At 49.3% G+C, this 17139-nt stretch carries 15 protein-coding genes; 9 read left to right on the top strand and 6 right to left on the bottom strand.

Annotation, left to right across the window (positions count from 1 at the left end; translation table 11 throughout):
• Positions 1–36: 36 nt before the first annotated feature.
• On the bottom strand, positions 37–495 hold the full coding sequence (locus tag AC506A_RS25655) for a Dps family protein (protein WP_495463838.1): 459 nt from the start codon (positions 493–495) through the stop codon (positions 37–39).
• Between the two features lie 33 nt (positions 496–528).
• A complete protein-coding gene (gene trxB / locus AC506A_RS25660) occupies positions 529–1491 on the bottom strand; it encodes a thioredoxin-disulfide reductase (protein ID WP_495463839.1) in 963 nt (320 codons plus the stop codon).
• Between the two features lie 139 nt (positions 1492–1630).
• On the opposite strand from trxB, the gene AC506A_RS25665 reads away from it, so the two are divergent.
• From AC506A_RS25665 to AC506A_RS25675, 3 genes are all read left to right on the top strand, one after another.
• Positions 1631–2263, top strand: a complete 633-nt coding sequence (locus tag AC506A_RS25665; RefSeq protein ID WP_495463840.1) for an NAD(P)-dependent oxidoreductase — start codon at positions 1631–1633, stop codon at positions 2261–2263.
• Between the two features lie 83 nt (positions 2264–2346).
• Positions 2347–3177: a DUF8832 domain-containing protein gene (locus AC506A_RS25670; protein ID WP_495463841.1), complete on the top strand. Its 831-nt coding sequence runs from the start codon at positions 2347–2349 to the stop codon at positions 3175–3177.
• A gap of 232 nt (positions 3178–3409) precedes the next feature.
• Positions 3410–6244 carry a response regulator gene (locus AC506A_RS25675; RefSeq protein ID WP_495463842.1) on the top strand — a complete coding sequence of 945 codons (2835 nt, stop codon included), beginning with the start codon at positions 3410–3412 and terminating at the stop codon, positions 6242–6244.
• A gap of 4 nt (positions 6245–6248) precedes the next feature.
• Here the strand turns inward: AC506A_RS25675 and AC506A_RS25680 are convergent, their stop codons facing one another.
• From AC506A_RS25680 to AC506A_RS25690, 3 genes are read right to left on the bottom strand one after another with little or no spacing between them, the layout of a single operon-like run.
• Positions 6249–7166, bottom strand: coding sequence for a polyprenyl synthetase family protein (locus tag AC506A_RS25680; RefSeq protein ID WP_495463843.1), 918 nt, complete (start codon positions 7164–7166; stop codon positions 6249–6251).
• Between the two features lie 18 nt (positions 7167–7184).
• Complete coding sequence (locus AC506A_RS25685) at positions 7185–7817, bottom strand: response regulator transcription factor (RefSeq protein WP_495463844.1); 633 nt, start codon at positions 7815–7817, stop codon at positions 7185–7187.
• The gene (locus AC506A_RS25690; RefSeq protein ID WP_495463845.1) at positions 7814–10144 is read right to left on the bottom strand and encodes a sensor histidine kinase; all 2331 of its coding nucleotides are present in this window, start codon (positions 10142–10144) and stop codon (positions 7814–7816) included. The genes AC506A_RS25685 and AC506A_RS25690 overlap by 4 nt, the downstream gene beginning before the upstream one ends.
• A gap of 77 nt (positions 10145–10221) precedes the next feature.
• Between AC506A_RS25690 and AC506A_RS25695 the strand changes: the two genes are divergently transcribed.
• Together AC506A_RS25695 and AC506A_RS25700 are read left to right on the top strand one after the other, a co-directional pair.
• Complete coding sequence (locus AC506A_RS25695) at positions 10222–10413, top strand: hypothetical protein (RefSeq protein ID WP_495463846.1); 192 nt, start codon at positions 10222–10224, stop codon at positions 10411–10413.
• 214 nt (positions 10414–10627) lie between these two features.
• The gene (locus AC506A_RS25700) at positions 10628–11809 is read left to right on the top strand and encodes an ATP-binding protein (protein WP_495463847.1); all 1182 of its coding nucleotides are present in this window, start codon (positions 10628–10630) and stop codon (positions 11807–11809) included.
• 51 nt (positions 11810–11860) lie between these two features.
• Here the strand turns inward: AC506A_RS25700 and AC506A_RS25705 are convergent, their stop codons facing one another.
• Positions 11861–12247: a DUF6220 domain-containing protein gene (locus AC506A_RS25705; RefSeq protein WP_495463848.1), complete on the bottom strand. Its 387-nt coding sequence runs from the start codon at positions 12245–12247 to the stop codon at positions 11861–11863.
• Positions 12248–12562: 315 nt separating this feature from the next.
• Between AC506A_RS25705 and AC506A_RS25710 the strand changes: the two genes are divergently transcribed.
• From AC506A_RS25710 to AC506A_RS25725, 4 genes are all read left to right on the top strand, one after another.
• Positions 12563–13693: a GntR family transcriptional regulator gene (locus AC506A_RS25710; RefSeq protein ID WP_495463849.1), complete on the top strand. Its 1131-nt coding sequence runs from the start codon at positions 12563–12565 to the stop codon at positions 13691–13693.
• A 72-nt stretch (positions 13694–13765) separates the two neighbouring features.
• Positions 13766–14461, top strand: coding sequence for an L-ribulose-5-phosphate 4-epimerase (araD, locus tag AC506A_RS25715; protein ID WP_495463850.1), 696 nt, complete (start codon positions 13766–13768; stop codon positions 14459–14461).
• A gap of 67 nt (positions 14462–14528) precedes the next feature.
• Positions 14529–16208 (top strand): ribulokinase, encoded by a 1680-nt coding sequence (locus tag AC506A_RS25720; RefSeq protein WP_495463851.1) that lies wholly within the window; start codon positions 14529–14531, stop codon positions 16206–16208.
• A 587-nt stretch (positions 16209–16795) separates the two neighbouring features.
• Positions 16796–17038: a hypothetical protein gene (locus tag AC506A_RS25725; protein WP_495463852.1), complete on the top strand. Its 243-nt coding sequence runs from the start codon at positions 16796–16798 to the stop codon at positions 17036–17038.
• Positions 17039–17139 lie beyond the last annotated feature (101 nt).

Here is a 17139-nt window from a genome sequence, read left to right on the forward strand (position 1 = left end):
GCAAGCAGGTTGCCCTGCATGGAGGCTGGTTCGACTTTAAACTTCTTTCCCATTAAACGCTTTAAGCATCCAAATATGCTTCTCAAGCTCACTGTGGATCGCAAGCAGCATGTCTCCGGTCGTCTCGTCGCCGGCGGACTGCGCCTCTTCCATACCTTCCTTGAGCTCGGAAGCGATCAAGGTGAAATCGGCTACAACGGCGTCAACCATTTCTACGGCGGACTCGCTGCCTGTCGCTTCTTTCACGCTGGAGTGCTCGATGTACTCCGCCATAGTCGCAATCGGCTGGCCGCCAATCGAAAGCAGGCGCTCCGCGATTTCATCCACGTGCAGGGTAGCTTGCTCGTAAAGCTCTTGGAACTTTACATGCAAGGTGAAAAACTGATTACCCTTCACATACCAATGGTAATTATGAAGCTTGATATACAATACGCTCCACGTTGCAATTTGTTTGTTTAGAGTGCCCTGTAGTTTTGTTTGTAGTTTAGTCGTCATCTTGAACAGCTCCTTCATAATAGGATATAGATATTACACTTCTACTGTTGTGTCTGTCGCAAGCCCTGCTGCCCTTGTCCATGCTTCCAGATCATGCTCGCAATCCAGTGCAGCCATACAGCCGCTTCCTGCTGCAGTAATCGCTTGGCGGTAATTGTGATCTTGCACGTCGCCGCAGGCATAGACGCCTTCAATGTTCGTCTTCGAGGAGCCTGGTGTTACAACGACGTAACCAAGCTCATCTGTCGTCACTTGACCGCCTAGGAAAGCGGTATTCGGCGTATGGCCAATGGCTACGAATACACCGTCTGCTTCAAGGAGCATTTCTTTGCCAGTCGCGTTATCGCGGACACGAAGTCCCTTCACGCTGTGCTCATCTGCTTCGACTGCGATAGGGGTGACGCCGAGGCTCCATTTGATTTTGTCATTGGCATGCGCACGGTCCTGCATAATCTTGGATGCGCGTAGCTCTTCCCGGCGATGCACGATGCGAACCTCAGTCGCAAACCTGGTCAGGAAGCCTGCTTCCTCCATTGCGGAGTCGCCGCCGCCAACAACAATGATCTTCTTGCCTCGAAAGAAGAAGCCGTCACAAGTTGCACAGGTGCTTACACCTCGCCCAATATTGTCACGTTCACCAGGGATACCCATATATTTTGCCGAAGCACCTGTCGAAATAATCATGGCCTCTGCAATCAATTCTTGTCCGCCAGCCAGAGACAGCTTGAATGGACGCTTGGACAGATCAGCATGCTGCACCCAGCCGGTTTCAAAGCGTGCGCCGAAGCGCTCAGCTTGTGTACGCATATTCGCCATGAGCTCGGAGCCAAGTATGCCATCTGGGAAGCCCGGGAAGTTCTCCACCTCTGTTGTGGTGGTCAATTGGCCGCCCGGCTGAGGCCCTTCAAGTACAAGCGGGCTGTAACCGGCACGAGCGAGATAGATAGCTGCCGTTAAGCCGGCTGGCCCTGTGCCTACGATAACGATATTTTCCATAGAATGACTGCTCCTTTCCACTCTATAACCCGATACGATTGAAATTGAATCTTAATAATAATTATTACTAAATTAAAATTATTATAAATAAGGTCATAAGTCAATAGAAAAATGTTTCTGCCAGGAGGGAGAAGGGGCGATGAAAATGATCGTGTTTGGTGCAAGCGGGAGGACGGGGCAAGAGGTAGTCCGGCAGGCGCTGGAGCAAGGGCAAACCGTTACCGCATTCGTTCGTTCGCCGCAGAAGTTGAGTGTAGACCTCCCGAACAAGGGCAATGCCAAGCTGCTAATTGTGCAAGGCAATGCGCTGGACCGTGAAGCTGTATGCAGGGCTATCGAAGGTCATGATATTGTCGTTTCTTGTCTCGGTACAAGGGGATTAAGTCGCCGCGGAAATTCCATCTCGAAAATGACTGCTAATCTCATTGCTGGCATGCAGGAGCATCATGTAGGACGGATCAGTTACGTTGCATCTGCGGGGATCTACAACGAGATTCCGGGGGTGACCGGATTCCTGGTGCAGCTGCTGCTGCGACAGGTACTGGCCGATCATCGGCGGGCGGCCGATGCGCTTGAAGCAAGCGGACTGCAATGGACGATTGCTCGTCCGCTGCAGCTTGTGAATGGGCGGCTTAGAGGGCAATACCTCGAGGCCAGGCATGGGGTGCCCAGCGGGAAAGGACGTATTTCCCGAGCTGATGTGGCTCATTTTCTGCTGAGGACGCTCAAGGATACGACTTATGTGAACCAATCCGTAGCGTTGTCCTATTGAGCGTACCTTTGCAACGGGTATGGATGACACCATTTTGTGGAATATAGAGGGGGATAGGATGATTTATTGAAGAGGTGGAACGATTGATACGAAACGCGGCAATAGTTGGATTGGCATTACTCGTACTTAGTTTAAGTGCTTGTTCCAGAGCGGCAAGCATGAAGGGAGACTCCGCTCCTGTCAGTGGACATCACGAGCATCATGAGAGGGGGAACTCCTCGATTCAAGGCATGTGGCGATTAAATCCCGAGATACCGGCTCCGAAGTCGAATACTCGGATTCAATTTATGGCTCATGGCCCGGATGGGAAGCCGGTTACGCAGTTCATGGTTATGCATGAGAAGCTGCTTCATCTAATCGTGGTGAGCAAGGATTTGTCCTATTTCAATCATATCCATCCGGATTATGACGGAGCGGGCATGTTTACGATCGATACAACGTTTCCTTTCGGAGGGGAGTATCGGTTATTCGCGGAGTTTCAGCCATCGGGAGGCGGCTCTGTCGTAGCGAGGCAAGCCATCATGTTAAGCGGGAAAGCAGCATCTAATCCAATTCGGCCGGATGCCGTGCTCACGAAATCGACCGGGCAAGAGATTATTTCTTTAACCTATGATCAATTAGCCGCGGGCGAAGAAACGAGCTTAACATTCCATATTGCGGATGCGAAGACGAAGAAACCCGTAACCAATCTTGAACCGTACCTGGGGGCTGCCGGTCATGTCGTCATTATTAGCGGCGATTCGGAACAGTACATCCATGTACATCCTGATGATGCAAAGTCAGCGGATTCGCAGGCTGTTTTTCACGCTACCTTCCCAGCTCCGGGTATTTACAAAGTTTGGGGTCAATTCGCAAGAGAAGGAAGATCAATTACGGTAGGCTACACGCTGCAGGTTAACGGAGTGCGGGATTGAACCGATAAGAGCGCAATGTGAGAATACCAACGAACACCTTGTGGAATGAAACCAATAATGTTTAATATTACCACATGGATCAAGGCGAAACATTCCAATTGATGTTAGGTTTAGGGCCTGCGAATAAAGGGGAAATAGCCTACTCCAATATTCGTATTTATTTATGTCCAAGGGCTATTGTAATGTCGATTTATGTTGTAAATTAGTATAAAAGCCCTTGGACGGTGACGGTGTGCCTATAGATTTAATCCTCAATTTTGCGATACTCAGCGTGTATCTATTCTTTGTCTCCCCGTTCTTCATCCGAGAGGAGAATCAGGCTAAGCCGACGCTTGTTAAACGTTTGTACATAGGCAGCGTATTCGGATTATTAGGTGTCATTCTGATGTTCTTCAGCATCCAAATTCAAGGGACGGAAGTGCCTTTGAACCTGCGGGGAATCGCGCTCATGATGGCAGCTTTCTTCGGGGGTCCGGCGGGGGCGCTTGCAGAGCTTGTCGTCGTGTACATCGGACGATTTATTAAAGATGGCTCTATTAATCTGGTGCAAATGGCGATTGGCATAACGGCAGCATTCGGGACAGGCTATGTCTTCTTCCGGATTCAGCGCTATTGGGTCAAGTGGCCTGTCGGAGCACTGTTTCTAGTAATCTATTACTATGGCGCCTTATGCTTGGCTGGCCAGATGACATTCAACACCATCCTGCTGTACATCCTCATTCAAATGATTTACTCCCAGTTAATTGCCTGCTTCCTGTACTATCTGATCCGCAATCATCGTTATAAGACCAAAATGCTCCAGGCCGAACGTGACATGAGCTATTTGCTTCGCATGCAGCCTGGCTTTACGTTTCGTTTTCAGAAGAAGAACGGTCAATTTATATACAGCTTGATCGAAGGCCAGCTCTTGAAACAAGTAGGTGGGAAGCCGAATGACTTTATAGGGAAATCAATAGACGATGTTCGGATATTCTCGGAAGAGTTTGCTGCGTTTCTTAAGGTTCAATATGAGAAAGCATGGCAAGGAGAGAAGATATCCTACGAAACAACGATGATGGATATCAATATTCTCGTTACTTTGCATCCCATTAAGAATCACGGCGCAGTTGTTGATGTGATCGGAAGTGCTGTGGACACTAGTGATATCATGAAGCGTAAGGAAGCGGATGAATCGAACAAAGCCAAGAGTCAATTTCTGGCCCAAATGAGTCATGAAATCCGCACGCCGATCAATGCGATCATCGGACTTAATTACATCCTTCAGCAATCCAATTTGAATCCGAAGCAGCTGGAATACGTGGATAAATCGATTACGGCAGCCAAGAGCCTGCTGAATCTTGTGAATGATGTACTTGATCTGTCCAAAATCGAAGCCAATAAGATCGTTCTGGAATCGACGCGGTTTGACCTGTACGAGGTGCTTCGCAATATCTCGAATTTGATCAGCTATAAGGCGAATGAAACCGGCTTGCAGTTCCGGTTTGACATCCACCATGACGTTCCTCAGATGCTTGTTGGCGATCCGTTTCGCTTGCAGCAAGTACTGCTGAACATAACGAATAACGCGGTTAAATTCACGCCTAAAGGCGGATTATCCATTACGATAAACCTTATCTCGCAAGATGAACAGACTACGAAGCTGGCCTTTGGGATCCGTGACACAGGCATTGGAATGAGCACTGAACAGGTCGCTAAGCTGTTCCGGGAATTCACGCAGGCCGATATGACGACAACGCGGAAGTTCGGAGGTACCGGTCTTGGCTTGGTCATTAGCAAAAAGCTGACGGAAACGATGGGCGGAACCATCGAAGTGGAAAGCGAGCTCGGTGCAGGCAGTGTATTCACGGTAACCTTGCCGTTTCAATCGGCATTACCGTCAGACAAGCCCGTGGCCGTGTATGGCAGCGAATTTGGGAAGAAGAGACCTCGCTTATTGCTCGTTTGCGAGGACAACGAGATGCGTTCCGTGCTCGGGAGCCAGCTGGAGCAGCTTGAATTCAAGGTCCAAACAAGCTCCAATGCCGATGATGCAAGGCAGCTGCTAATGGCAGGCAGCGCGTTTGATCTCGTTGTGATCGATTGGAAGCTGGATGGATCAAGCGCAGCTGTTCTTGCTGAAGAAATCATCCGGGATTTGGACGGGAAGAGCCCGTCTGTGCTGCTCATTAGCGCTTATCATGAATTGGAATACGAAGCGGCGGGGCAGTTACCTTTCATCTCGAAAGCGCTGCTGTACCCGATCAGTCAGTCGCAATTGTATAACGAATTAGGGGAGCTGCTTCATCGTGACGGTGTTTACAATTTGCCGGAAGGCGGTATGAAGCTTATTGAGCCTGCAGCGCTCAAGAATGCTGTTATTTTGCTGGTCGAAGATAACGAAATTAACCAATTGGTTGCGAGGGAACTGCTGCGAGAGGTAGTCAGTCATGTTGACGTCGCCAGCAACGGGGAAGAGGCCGTCAAGCTCGCGGGGCTTAAGGCTTACGACGCTATTCTGATGGATTTGCAAATGCCGGTCATGGACGGTTATGAGGCGACGAAAGCGATTAGAGCTCAGGAAAAGGGCAGGGCGGTTCCGATTATCGCCATGACTGCCGATGTGATGAAGGGCGTAGAGGATCAGGTACTGTCAATTGGCATGAACGGCTATCTCACCAAACCGTTTGACCCCGTTGATCTGTATAACGTGCTGCTGCGTTTCTGTCAGAATCAGGAGCCGGATTCAACTGCAAAGCTTGATTCGGAAAGCGTTATTACGAGGCTTGGTGGAAACGCGGCGCTCTATAATCGGATACTCGCGTTATTCATCAGCAATCATGCGGATGACATCGAGCAGATTCGACAAGCCGTTCAAGACGGCGAACTGACTCTTGCGAAGCGGCTTGTCCATACGCTCAAAGGAGTCGCCTTTGATATCGGGGCCGGCGCATTAGCGGCCATTATGGAGAAGGGCCAAATGGCGCTAATGCGAGGCAATCTGGATGAGTTCAATCTGCTTATGAATCAGGCTGATGCGCTGCATCAAGCGATCATAAGCACCTACGGCCAAAGAGCTGCCAACGAGTAGATTACTAGACGAACGATCCAAACGTAAGCGTTTTGAATTGTTCCTTCCAAGGAGAGCTGAGCGGCAGGGTGCCGAACAGCTCCTCCGCCTTTTGAATGCAAATGGACTGAATGACGCGGGCATATTCCAAACATCCGGAGTCTTGTATCAGTTGGATGATTTCATTCTTATTGCTCAGTATGAAGTCGGATGTCACGTTGCCCTTGTAATAGTCTTGAATAGGTGCGAAGTCATCATCCTGGGTGGTAATCAAATAGAGCAGGGGAAGTGTGCGTTTCTTGCCGAGCAAATCGTTCTTCACATCGAAGCGCAGCACATCTCTAATGTCATTCTGAATTTGATGAATGAGGCCAATACAGTCGGCAAGATCCATTAATCGTGAAGCCGTTTCCTCATCGACAGCAAGCGGAGCATATCCGACGCAGCAGGCAAGCCGGAAGATGGAGCCTGACTTTTCTTGAACCATCGTTAAATACGCTTCCGCACTCGTTATGGAATGATTCAAATCCTTCTGCTGTCCGTTTACTGCCCTTGCAACGATGCGGCTTACTTTTGTGAAAGCCTGCGGCGCGAGCTTCTGCTCGCCCATCTCACCGACAAATCCCATCTGCATCGCCAGAACGGCATTCAAGGCGAAACCTTGCGGACATTGCATCCAGGGCTTGCCGGGCTGGTCTTGATCCTGCAGATCATCCATAATATCGAGACCGAGAATCATCAGCTCCGCTGCGGCTGCGAGCCGGTCGATCCGGGAATGCCGATCACCGCCAAGCATCTGGTGCGTAAGAATGGTAAGCAGCGACCAAACACTCGTTTCTTCTGCCTTATCGTCGATAAATGATTTCAGCAGACCGTTCAAATCCTCTGATTCGATATAGTCATCCACGATACGGTACATATGCTCTTTGATAGTCGACTCCATGGCTGCACGCTCCGATGTCTAGGAATAATAGCTGCTTTTTATAAAAGACTCAATCGCTTCCGTTCGCGTTCGCACGCCTAATTTATCATAGATTTTGCGCAAATAATTATCGACGGTACGTTTGCTCATGTGAATGCGGGCTGCAATTTGATCCAACGTGGAGCCTTTGACAAGCAAATTCATCATTAAAATTTCTTCTTCTTCCAACAGTGCTGCTTTACTTGCAAGCGTTCCGTTCAGCTGACATTGATGATAGAGGGCAAGCGGCATCATCGTATGGTTGTCCAATATGCAATTCACCATATTCATAATCGTCCGTTCGCTGCATTCCTTCGAGAGCACTCCGCTTACTTGGATATCAATCAGCTTGTTATAGATGTCCGTTAGCTCAATGCCTGAGAAAATAATGATATGCGTATTCGGATATTGACTTTTAATTTGCGCGGCAACCTCGGTGCCATGCTGATCGGGCAGATGATAATCCAAGAAAACGAGACCTGGTTGTTGCAATGACACTTGTTGAAGGCATTGCGCGGCACTGCTTACAATACCTATGACTTCAATGCCCTCTATTTGCTCGAGCAATGTTTTGGTGGCGCTGGCGAAGAGTGGATGATCGTCTACTATGAGTGTTTTGACCCTTTCGTTCATGCCGAAATCTCCTTTTCGTTCTGTAGGGTAATCTTGATGTTCACGCCATTGCCTTTCATTGAAATGATCTGCAGTTGACCGCCTAGATGCTGGATTCTGCTTCTTATCTGTTCCATGCCCATGCCGGATGCTTGTCCAATTTGCCTCTGGGCAAGTTCCTCATGTGGAAACCCTACCCCATCATCTCGATAGCTCAAATGAAACTTGGAACCAGCCTCGGTGAAGCGGAACGTTACTTTAGTGGCCTCGGAATGTTTCTTCGCATTGTTCAGCAGTTCTTGAACGATGCGAAAGATATGTCGCTGCACCTGCAAATCCTTCGTTTCAATACTATGGACCTGCTCGGCATAGAAGGAAAGCTCGAAAGGGACGGTGTACGCCTCCTTATCGAGATACGTTCTTACGGTCTGCACAAGTCCGATTTCGTTCAGCAGATACGGATTCAAATCAAAGCAGCTTTGGCGCAGGCTGGCATTAATCATGTCCACGAAATTAACGGTATTGTTTAACTGCTCTTGGCTTTCAGGACTTCGTTCGAGCTTCTCGCCAAGTGACAGCAGTCTGCGCTTCAAGAAGAAGAGATCCTGCATCGTCGTATCGTGAAGATCGGCAGCTATGCGGATACGTTCTTCCTCTTGGAGCTCGAACATGATTTTGCGGAACCATTGAATGTCTTTGGCGGTGCTTTCATCGGGAAGCCTTGCGGCCAGCTCCTGCAGTCTGCCCTTCAGCTTATTGATCAGATGAAGATTCTCCAAGCTGATTTCCAGGTAGTTCGTAATTAATCCAAGCCAGCGCAGCTCTTCTTTGCCAAGGCGCATATTCGTTTTCTTCCGAGACATGATCAAATAACTGGCATAATCCTCGTGGTTGTTCATCTTCAAGCAGGTGTAGTCCGGATTATCGGTAAGTGATTGCGAAACCAGCAGCCGTTTGATCTCCTCCGCATCAAGGTCCCCTTCATGAATAATCTCTGTTCCATCATGATATTGAAACACAATCGCCCCTCCCGTCACTTGAAGCGTCTTGACAATATCGACGAGGAACAATTCCTTCAATTCGCGGAAGCTGGAAATGCTGCCGAGTTTGCGGGAGATGTTCATGAGGGCGGACTGCAAAATGAATTTCCTTGGAAATAGAAACGGCTCGAACCGCGTCATTAAATATTCTGCCGCATACAGCATAGCGGCTACAAGTGAAAGCGTACCTAAGAAAACAAATAATAGTTGCTGCACCTCCACCGAATGGTGGAAGAGCAGCATATAGATCCCCGTAAACAAAGTGACCGGAAGAGCAGCGATCAGTCCGTTAAATAGCAATCGTCGCAGGACCAGCGCGATGTCATGAACCTGATCCGATACGAGCAGATAAGCCAATGAGATGGGGAACAATAAAATAGACCAGCTTGTATACACACCATCTAGTATTCCAACACCAGTCAGTAATTTAGGGAGAAAAGTCAAACCGATCACCGGTAAGAATGAAACAAGCATGGACCACCATGCGGTCTTCACGATGGTAGACGTAGGCGTATGTTGCTTCCGAACCTTCACGTAAAGTGCCGTTAATACGTACATGTTAAATAGAAATCCGGCGATGAACAGTAGTAGAGCGACCGGACTATCATATTGGAGCATAGTGTACGCCAACGGAGTGTTGAAGAAGTAAACATATAGTCGAACAACTGTGGATAACGCTGCTATCGCATAGAGAACGTTTAAGAACCGAGTCCGTAATCTGATTTCTCCTTTTTCTCTGAAAAAGACACATAAAAAGTGATAGAAAACAAGAGGTAAAATGACCATAAAGCTAATTATTAGCAATTTACCAACGGCGTCCCCGCGAATTGATGCGCCTAAACTCATATAGATAATCGACGCAGTTAAGAAGAACAACAATAGAAGTCTGGCAGATAAAGAATGTCGCATTCTAACGAGGAGAAATAGAGCCATAAATTGACAAATTATTTCCTCGAGAAACGGAATAATCGCGAAAGCGGAAAGCCTTGTCATCTCTATTCTGATTTCATGCTCAAGTCCGGCTCTTGAAAGTAAGACATGATGCGCCTGCTCGATAACATGCCAGTTCTTCACGGTATGAAACTCATTGGGATTCCTACCATCAACCTCTACAATGATATCCCCCACTCTCACATCTAGTTGACTGCTTGCCCCTTCAAGATCCAGCTTCGAGACGACCCATTGTTGTTCAGGTGTATAGGCAAGATTAATACCCGTATAAGGGTTAGTAAATGTAATGAATGAACACCATAACTGCAGCAGTACGAAGGTGAAAACACATATCTTAATCGTGAAGTTATTTTGCACACAAATTCTCCCATATGATAGTAAAGTTTGCTATAATAGGCTCGTAATACAAAATTCGACATAAGGAGTTGTTCAACATGCTAGCGATTCAGTTAAGCTCCCAGCTTCAAAACACGGTTTACAAGATGAAAAAGGTCGATTTACGCGAGACGGTAAGCACGTTTCTAGGCAAGCAAGGACTCACGATGCAAGAAACAGCAGCAGTAAACGGAACCTTTAACAGTACTATCAAATCCGAAGGTGCACAGCGAGCTGATAATTGGGCATAAGTTTTATTCAGTACTTAGCCATTATTTTACCAAATTAACTAAGGATTGCATATTCAGTGTTTTGCTGAATATGCAATTCTTTTTTCGTTATTGCGCAATATTAATTGCATGATCGCGCACCTATTATGTGATGAACTTATTCGAAACTAACCTTATGATAAATAATATAATTATGGAAAAATTCGGCAAAACCTGACATGAAAGGTAGGCACATATGCCAAATTCATCCGAGAAGGAATATGCAAGGTTAAAGGCTTTACAAGCCTATTCCAATTTTGACACCACGCCGGTAGATGCTTTTGATAGAATCACGAGTCTAGCAGCACAGTTGCTGAGCATTCCGCTATGCATGATTATTTTCGTTGATGAGGATCGAATTTGGGTGAAATCGAGTTACGGCACTGATCTACGGGAGATTGAGAGAAATTCCGGTCTATGTAGTGCGGCTGCCTCTTACAATAAGCCATATATTATTGCGGACGTTTGTCTGGATGCTTGTGCAAGTACGGAACCTTTTATCACTGGGCAGAGCGATATTCGGTTCTATGCGGGAGTACCGATTACAAGCCGTGATGGACAACATTTAGGCGTTCTTTGTGTGCTGGATTATAAGCCTCGGTATATTACTGAAGAGGAAATCGGCATACTTGAAACACTTGCCCAGGTGGTTATGGACGAGCTGGAGCTTAAACGGATTGCGGATCAGCTGCGCACAGAGGAGCTTAGGCACCATTTCAGCAAATTGCATGTCTCTCAGCAGCTGGCAGCTGGTTTAGCGCATGAAATCCGGAACCCGCTTACAGCGGTGAAAGGGTTTCTTCAGTTGATGGGCACTCGCTCTGAGTTTCAGGGCTATATCGAAATTATGAATGAAGAGCTGAATCAGATCGAAGCGCTGACCAAGGAGTTTATTTTGCTATCGAGGCCATATCCTTCTGTGCAGTTTGTTAAGCGGGAGCCGCTTGGCATCATCCGGCAGGTACAGTCGATGCTTGTGACCGAAGCGTTACAGAACGGGGTATCTATTGAAGTGGAGAACGAAGGGCGAGGGAATTCCTATCTGTATTGCGATGAGCAGCTATTGAAGCGTGCGATTATGAATATCGTGAAAAATGGCATCGATGCCATGCCGGATGGCGGAGTGGTGCGTGTGACTTGTATCGATACAGTCGATAATGTCATCATTCGGGTAGAGGATTCAGGGCGTGGCATTGATCCTGAGCGAATTCGATATTTGGGACAGCCCTTCTATGGGACGAAAGAACAAGGCATTGGACTTGGGTTAATGACCAGCTACAAAATCATTCATGAACATCATGGTGAAATCGAAATTTCGAGTGAGTTGAATCGTGGAACTGTTGTCGAAATCAGTCTCCCCGCTATTCACGATGTCTAATAAAGAACCCGCATGTTCCGCCATTACGCGGCTCATGCGGGTTTTATTGTTCTATAGCGTGCGGCGCCAAATGAGATAAGAGCGTTTCACCGTGTAAATGGACAACCATAGCAGAATCATAGCAATAACGGGATGGGTAGCAGAGAAGTACGGGAGTTTATCGCTCAAATGGGCGGTCGCGTATTGGGCCATAACGAGCACGAGCATGGCAAGTCCGATCCAGCGAACAGCTCCGCGCACGCGGCCGAAGAAGGACAAGACGAATATCGCCAGCGGCACCGGTTCAATAATATGGACGAAGTTTTTATGGTCTGACCAGTGCGTGCCATCGATAAACGTAGCCATGCCAGCTAAGTACACCTGAATGACAATACAAGCTGCAAATAATACCGCAAGCAAAAATATGGTCAAGCGCAGATAACGATTGCCTTCGGGCAATGCAACCCCTCCTCTTAATATGGCCGTACTGCTATCGTACTGCTATCATCTTACTGCTGATTGATCGTGTTTGTAAATTGCGTCGAGGTCTAGTTTTTTAACATTATAGGATTCATAAAGGTTAGTTATTAATTTCTATAATGTCTAAGGGAAGAAACTAAATGCGCCTCCAAAGGACGGCTTTATACGTTTTTTCTTGTACGTATAAAGCTAGAAACGGCTGTCTACCTTCTTGTATGTACGTACAAGTTGAGCGCATGCTATACTACATCCATACAAGTTGACGGAAACAACAGAAAACAGAGGTGCTTGGCCATGAAGGAACAGATTCCCCCCAAATACATTCAGCTCAAAGAGGAAATTGTTTCATGGATCGCAATGGCTCAGTTTAAGCCCCATGATAAACTTCCATCCGAAAATGAAATTGCATCCCGATTCGGCTTCAGCCGGCAGACCGTTCGACAAGCGCTTGGCGATTTGGAAGCCGAAGGCTGGTTATATCGTGCTCAGGGCAAAGGGACCTTTGTGTCTGATGCCGAGAGGGGCCATCCCCGTACGGAGCCTCAGCAGAAGCTGACGATTGGGATGATGACTACGCATATCTCGGATTATATTTTCCCGACCATTGTGCGCGGTGTGGAGTCCGAGCTGCGGAAGCAAGGAGCCAGATTATTGCTCTCAAGCACGGAGAACGAGAAGTCGCGGGAGCGGGAGAATCTAGAGTCTATGCTGCTCCAGCAGCAGCTTGGCGGACTGATCATTGAGCCTACGAAGAGCGCGGAAGGCAATCCGAATTTGGATTATTTTCTGGCGCTGGAGGCGAGGAATATTCCTTATGTCATGCTGAATGAACGATACAGTGATCTGGATGCGGTCTGCTTGAAGGTGGACGATGAGCTGGGCGGCTTCCGCGCTGTGGAACATCTTGTGAAACTGGGGCATCAGCGGATTGCGGGGTTTTTCAAGACGGATGATTTTCAAGGTGTGCACCGGATGCGTGGCTTTATGCGCGGGTTGCGAGAACGGAAGATAACGCTTCAGCCTGAAACGATCATTCGTTATACGACCGAGGAGAAGCTGACCAAGCCTGCTGCTATGCTAACCGAGCTGCTGCGGCGCGCCCCCGCGGAACGTCCGACTGCTATTGTGTGCTATAACGATGAGCTGGCCGTTCGGCTGCTGGATGTCATTCGTCGCAGCGGGCTAAGTGTGCCTGGTGATCTGTCTATGGTTGGCTTCGATGATGCTTCGCTTGCGACCGCAACGGAAGTGAAGCTCACCACGTTTGAGCATCCCAAGACAAAGATGGGCGAAGATGCCGTAGCTTTACTTATGACTATGATAGAGCGGCGCATCGGGCAGGAACGTAGTGACGATGTGATCTATGAACCGAAGTTGATCGTTCGAGAATCTACCGGACCTGTTCCGGTGCAGCCGGTAAATTAAGTCGTGACACACTTGTACGTACAAGTTATAATGGGCTTACTATTGACCTGGTGAGGGGAGTTTTGAGGACGTATGTTGGAAGCATTGAAACAGGCGGTATGGGAAGCAAACATGGAGCTGCCTCGCTATGGGCTTGTGACGTTCACATGGGGAAATGTGAGCGGCATCGACCGCGAAAGCGGATTGGTTGCTATTAAACCGAGCGGTGTGCCCTATGAGGAGCTGCGCGCTGAGCAAATTGTTTTGGTGGATTTAGAAGGCCATGTCGTGGAAGGCAACCTTCGTCCCTCTTCCGATACGCCGACGCATGTGGCGTTGTATAAGGCTTTCGATGGGATTGGCGGCATTGTGCATACACACTCGCCATGGGCTACGAGCTGGGCGCAAGCGGGACGTGCGATTCCGGCGCTGGGCACGACGCATGCGGATTATTTTTACGGGGAAATCCCTTGTACGCGTCCGATGACGGAGGCCGAAATTGACGGGGCTTACGAGCTTGAAACGGGCAATGTCATCATTGAGACTTTCGTGAAAGGCGGCATCGATCCGCTTCAAGTCCCGGCTGCACTCGTGTACAGCCATGCGCCTTTCTGCTGGGGGAAGGACGCGCATAATGCGGTCCATAACGCCGTCGTTGTCGAGGAAGCGGCTAAGATGGCGCTGCATACCTTCCAGTTAAATCCGCAGGTCCAGCCGATGGATCAGCACCTGCTTGATCGTCATTACTTGCGGAAGCATGGCAAGAATGCGTATTACGGGCAGAAGTAGAAGGTTGGGAGTATAGCTTAGTTAGTCGTTGGAAGTCGCAGTGTAAACTATTCTAGGAGGCCTAATCATGAATTTTAAATATGCAATTGGTGTTGACTATGGTACAGAGTCTGGTCGCGCGGTGCTTGTTCGCTTGTCCGATGGAGCCGAGATTGCCGAGCATGTCACGCCTTACCGTCATAACGTCATTGATGAGCGTTTACCTGAAACCGGACTGAAATTAGAGCATGATTGGGCGCTTCAGCATCCAGCCGACTATATTGAAGTGCTGGAGCAATCCGTGCCTGCGGTTGTGCGCGAATCCGGCATTGATCCTACCTATATTATCGGTCTTGGTATTGATTTCACCGCCTGTACGATGCTGCCGATTAATGAAGCGGGTCAGCCGCTTTGCTTCGATCCGGCTTACAAGGAGAACCCGCATAGCTGGGTGAAGCTGTGGAAACATCATGCGGCGCAGGATGAGGCGAACCGCATTAATGAAATTGCAGCGGCACGCGGAGAAGCGTTCCTGCCTCGTTACGGCGGCAAAATCTCCTCGGAGTGGATGCTCGCGAAAGTATGGCAAATTTTGAATGAAGCGCCGGATATCTATGAAACCGCCGATAAATTTGTGGAAGCGACCGATTGGGTCGTGGGTCAAATGACGGGCAACATTGTGCGCAACAGTTGCACAGCCGGTTATAAAGCGGTTTGGCATAAGCAAGACGGCTATCCGAATCGCGCCTTTTTGAAAGCGCTTGATCCTCGACTGGAGGAGCTGGCTGAGACGAAGCTTCGCGGCGATGTTCTTCCGCTCGGCACGAAGGCCGGTGAGCTTACAGCTGAGATGGCTGCACGTATGGGGCTTGCTGCTGGCACCGCCATTGCAGTCGGCAACGTCGATGCGCATGCGGCAGTTCCTGCTGTTGGCGTGGTTACACCAGGCAAGCTGGTTATGGCGATGGGCACCTCCATCTGCCACATGCTGCTTGGATCGGAAGAGAAGCAAGTGGAAGGTATGTGCGGCGTGGTGGAAGACGGCATCATTCCTGGATATTTTGGCTATGAGGCGGGGCAATCAGCGGTTGGTGATATTTTTGCATGGTATGTGGATGAGGCGGTTCCTGCTTATGTCGTTGATGCGGCCCGAGGTGAAGGTATCAACGTCCACGAATGGCTGGAGAAGAAAGCCGCTGAGCTGAACGTCGGCGAATCCGGCGTGCTTGCGCTCGACTGGTGGAACGGCAATCGTTCCGTGCTCGTCGACACGAACTTGACCGGCTTGCTGGTTGGGCTGACGCTGCTGACGAAGCCGCAGGAAATTTACCGCGCCTTGCTGGAAGCAACCGCATTCGGCACGCGCAAAATCATCGATGCTTTCCACAGCAACGGCGTGGAAGTGCACGAGCTGTACGCGTGCGGCGGCTTGCCGCAGAAGAACCGTCTGCTGATGCAAATCTACGCAGACGTCACGAACCGCGAGATCAAAATCGCGGCCTCCAAGCAAACGCCTGCGCTTGGCGCAGCCATGTTTGGCGCAGTGGCAGCCGGAGCGGGCAACGGCGGCTATGACAGCGTCGTTGATGCAGCGGCAGCCATGGCCCGCGTCCGCGAGGAAACGTTCAAGCCAATCCCGGCGAACGTTGCCGTTTACGAGAAGCTGTACGCCGAGTACAACCTGCTGCACGATTACTACGGCCGCGGCGCGAACGACGTCATGAAGCGCCTGAAAGCGATCAAGGAAGAAGCGAGCAGCACGCACTAATACGATTATTGGAACGGGGTGAGGCAGCCGATCGGCTTGCTTCACCCCGTTTTTTGTTTGTCTGCGCGGCTGATACCTGTGAAATCGATCGCTCAGCGGTCCAACTAACCAGCTTGACGCTGTTGGTGGAACTGAGAGTTCCAAAATGAGACTCTCAACGCCGAAACCGCGCAGAAATGAAGCTGAGAGTCGCGAATTCGAACGCTCAGCGGTCCAACTAACTAGCTTGGCGCAGTTGGTGGAACTGAGAGTTCCAAAATGAGACTCTCATCGCTGAAACCGCGCCGAAATGAAGCTGAGAGTCGCGGATTGGAACGCTCAGCGGTCCAACTAACCAGCTTGACGCTGTTGGTGGAACTGAGAGTTCCAAAATGAGACTCTCAACGCCGAAACCGCGCCGAAATGAAGCTGAGAGTCGCGGATTGGAACGCTCAGCGGTCCAACTAACCAGCTTGGCGCAGTTGGTGGAAGTGAGAGTTCCAAAATGAGACTCTCATCGCCGAAACCGCGCCGAAATGAAGCTGAGAGTCGCGGATTGGAACGCTCAGCGGTCCAACTAACCAGCTTGGCGCAGTTGGTGGAAGTGAGTGTCGGGAGATCCGACTCTCACTTCGCCGATGGTGGCACTAACGTGGGAACTAGCCCATGATCGCCAGCTGATAGCGGATATGCCGCTATCGATGGGGGAAACAGATGAAAGTACAGCTGTAAGCGGAATAGCCGCTCTCGGTGATACCCAAGAGGGGAAGTTGCCTGATAATCGGCATATTCGTCAGCTGATAGCGGGTATGCCGCTATCGCAGTTCGAAAACATGCGAAAACAATGCTGAAAGCGGAATAACCGCTAATGGAATCACAGTCGGCCTCAACCGCAATATCGTGCTGAGAGCTGTGAAATGGGAAGCGTCCAAACTACAAAAACCGTCCGCAG

Source organism: Paenibacillus sp. N22P23, assembly GCF_059383735.1.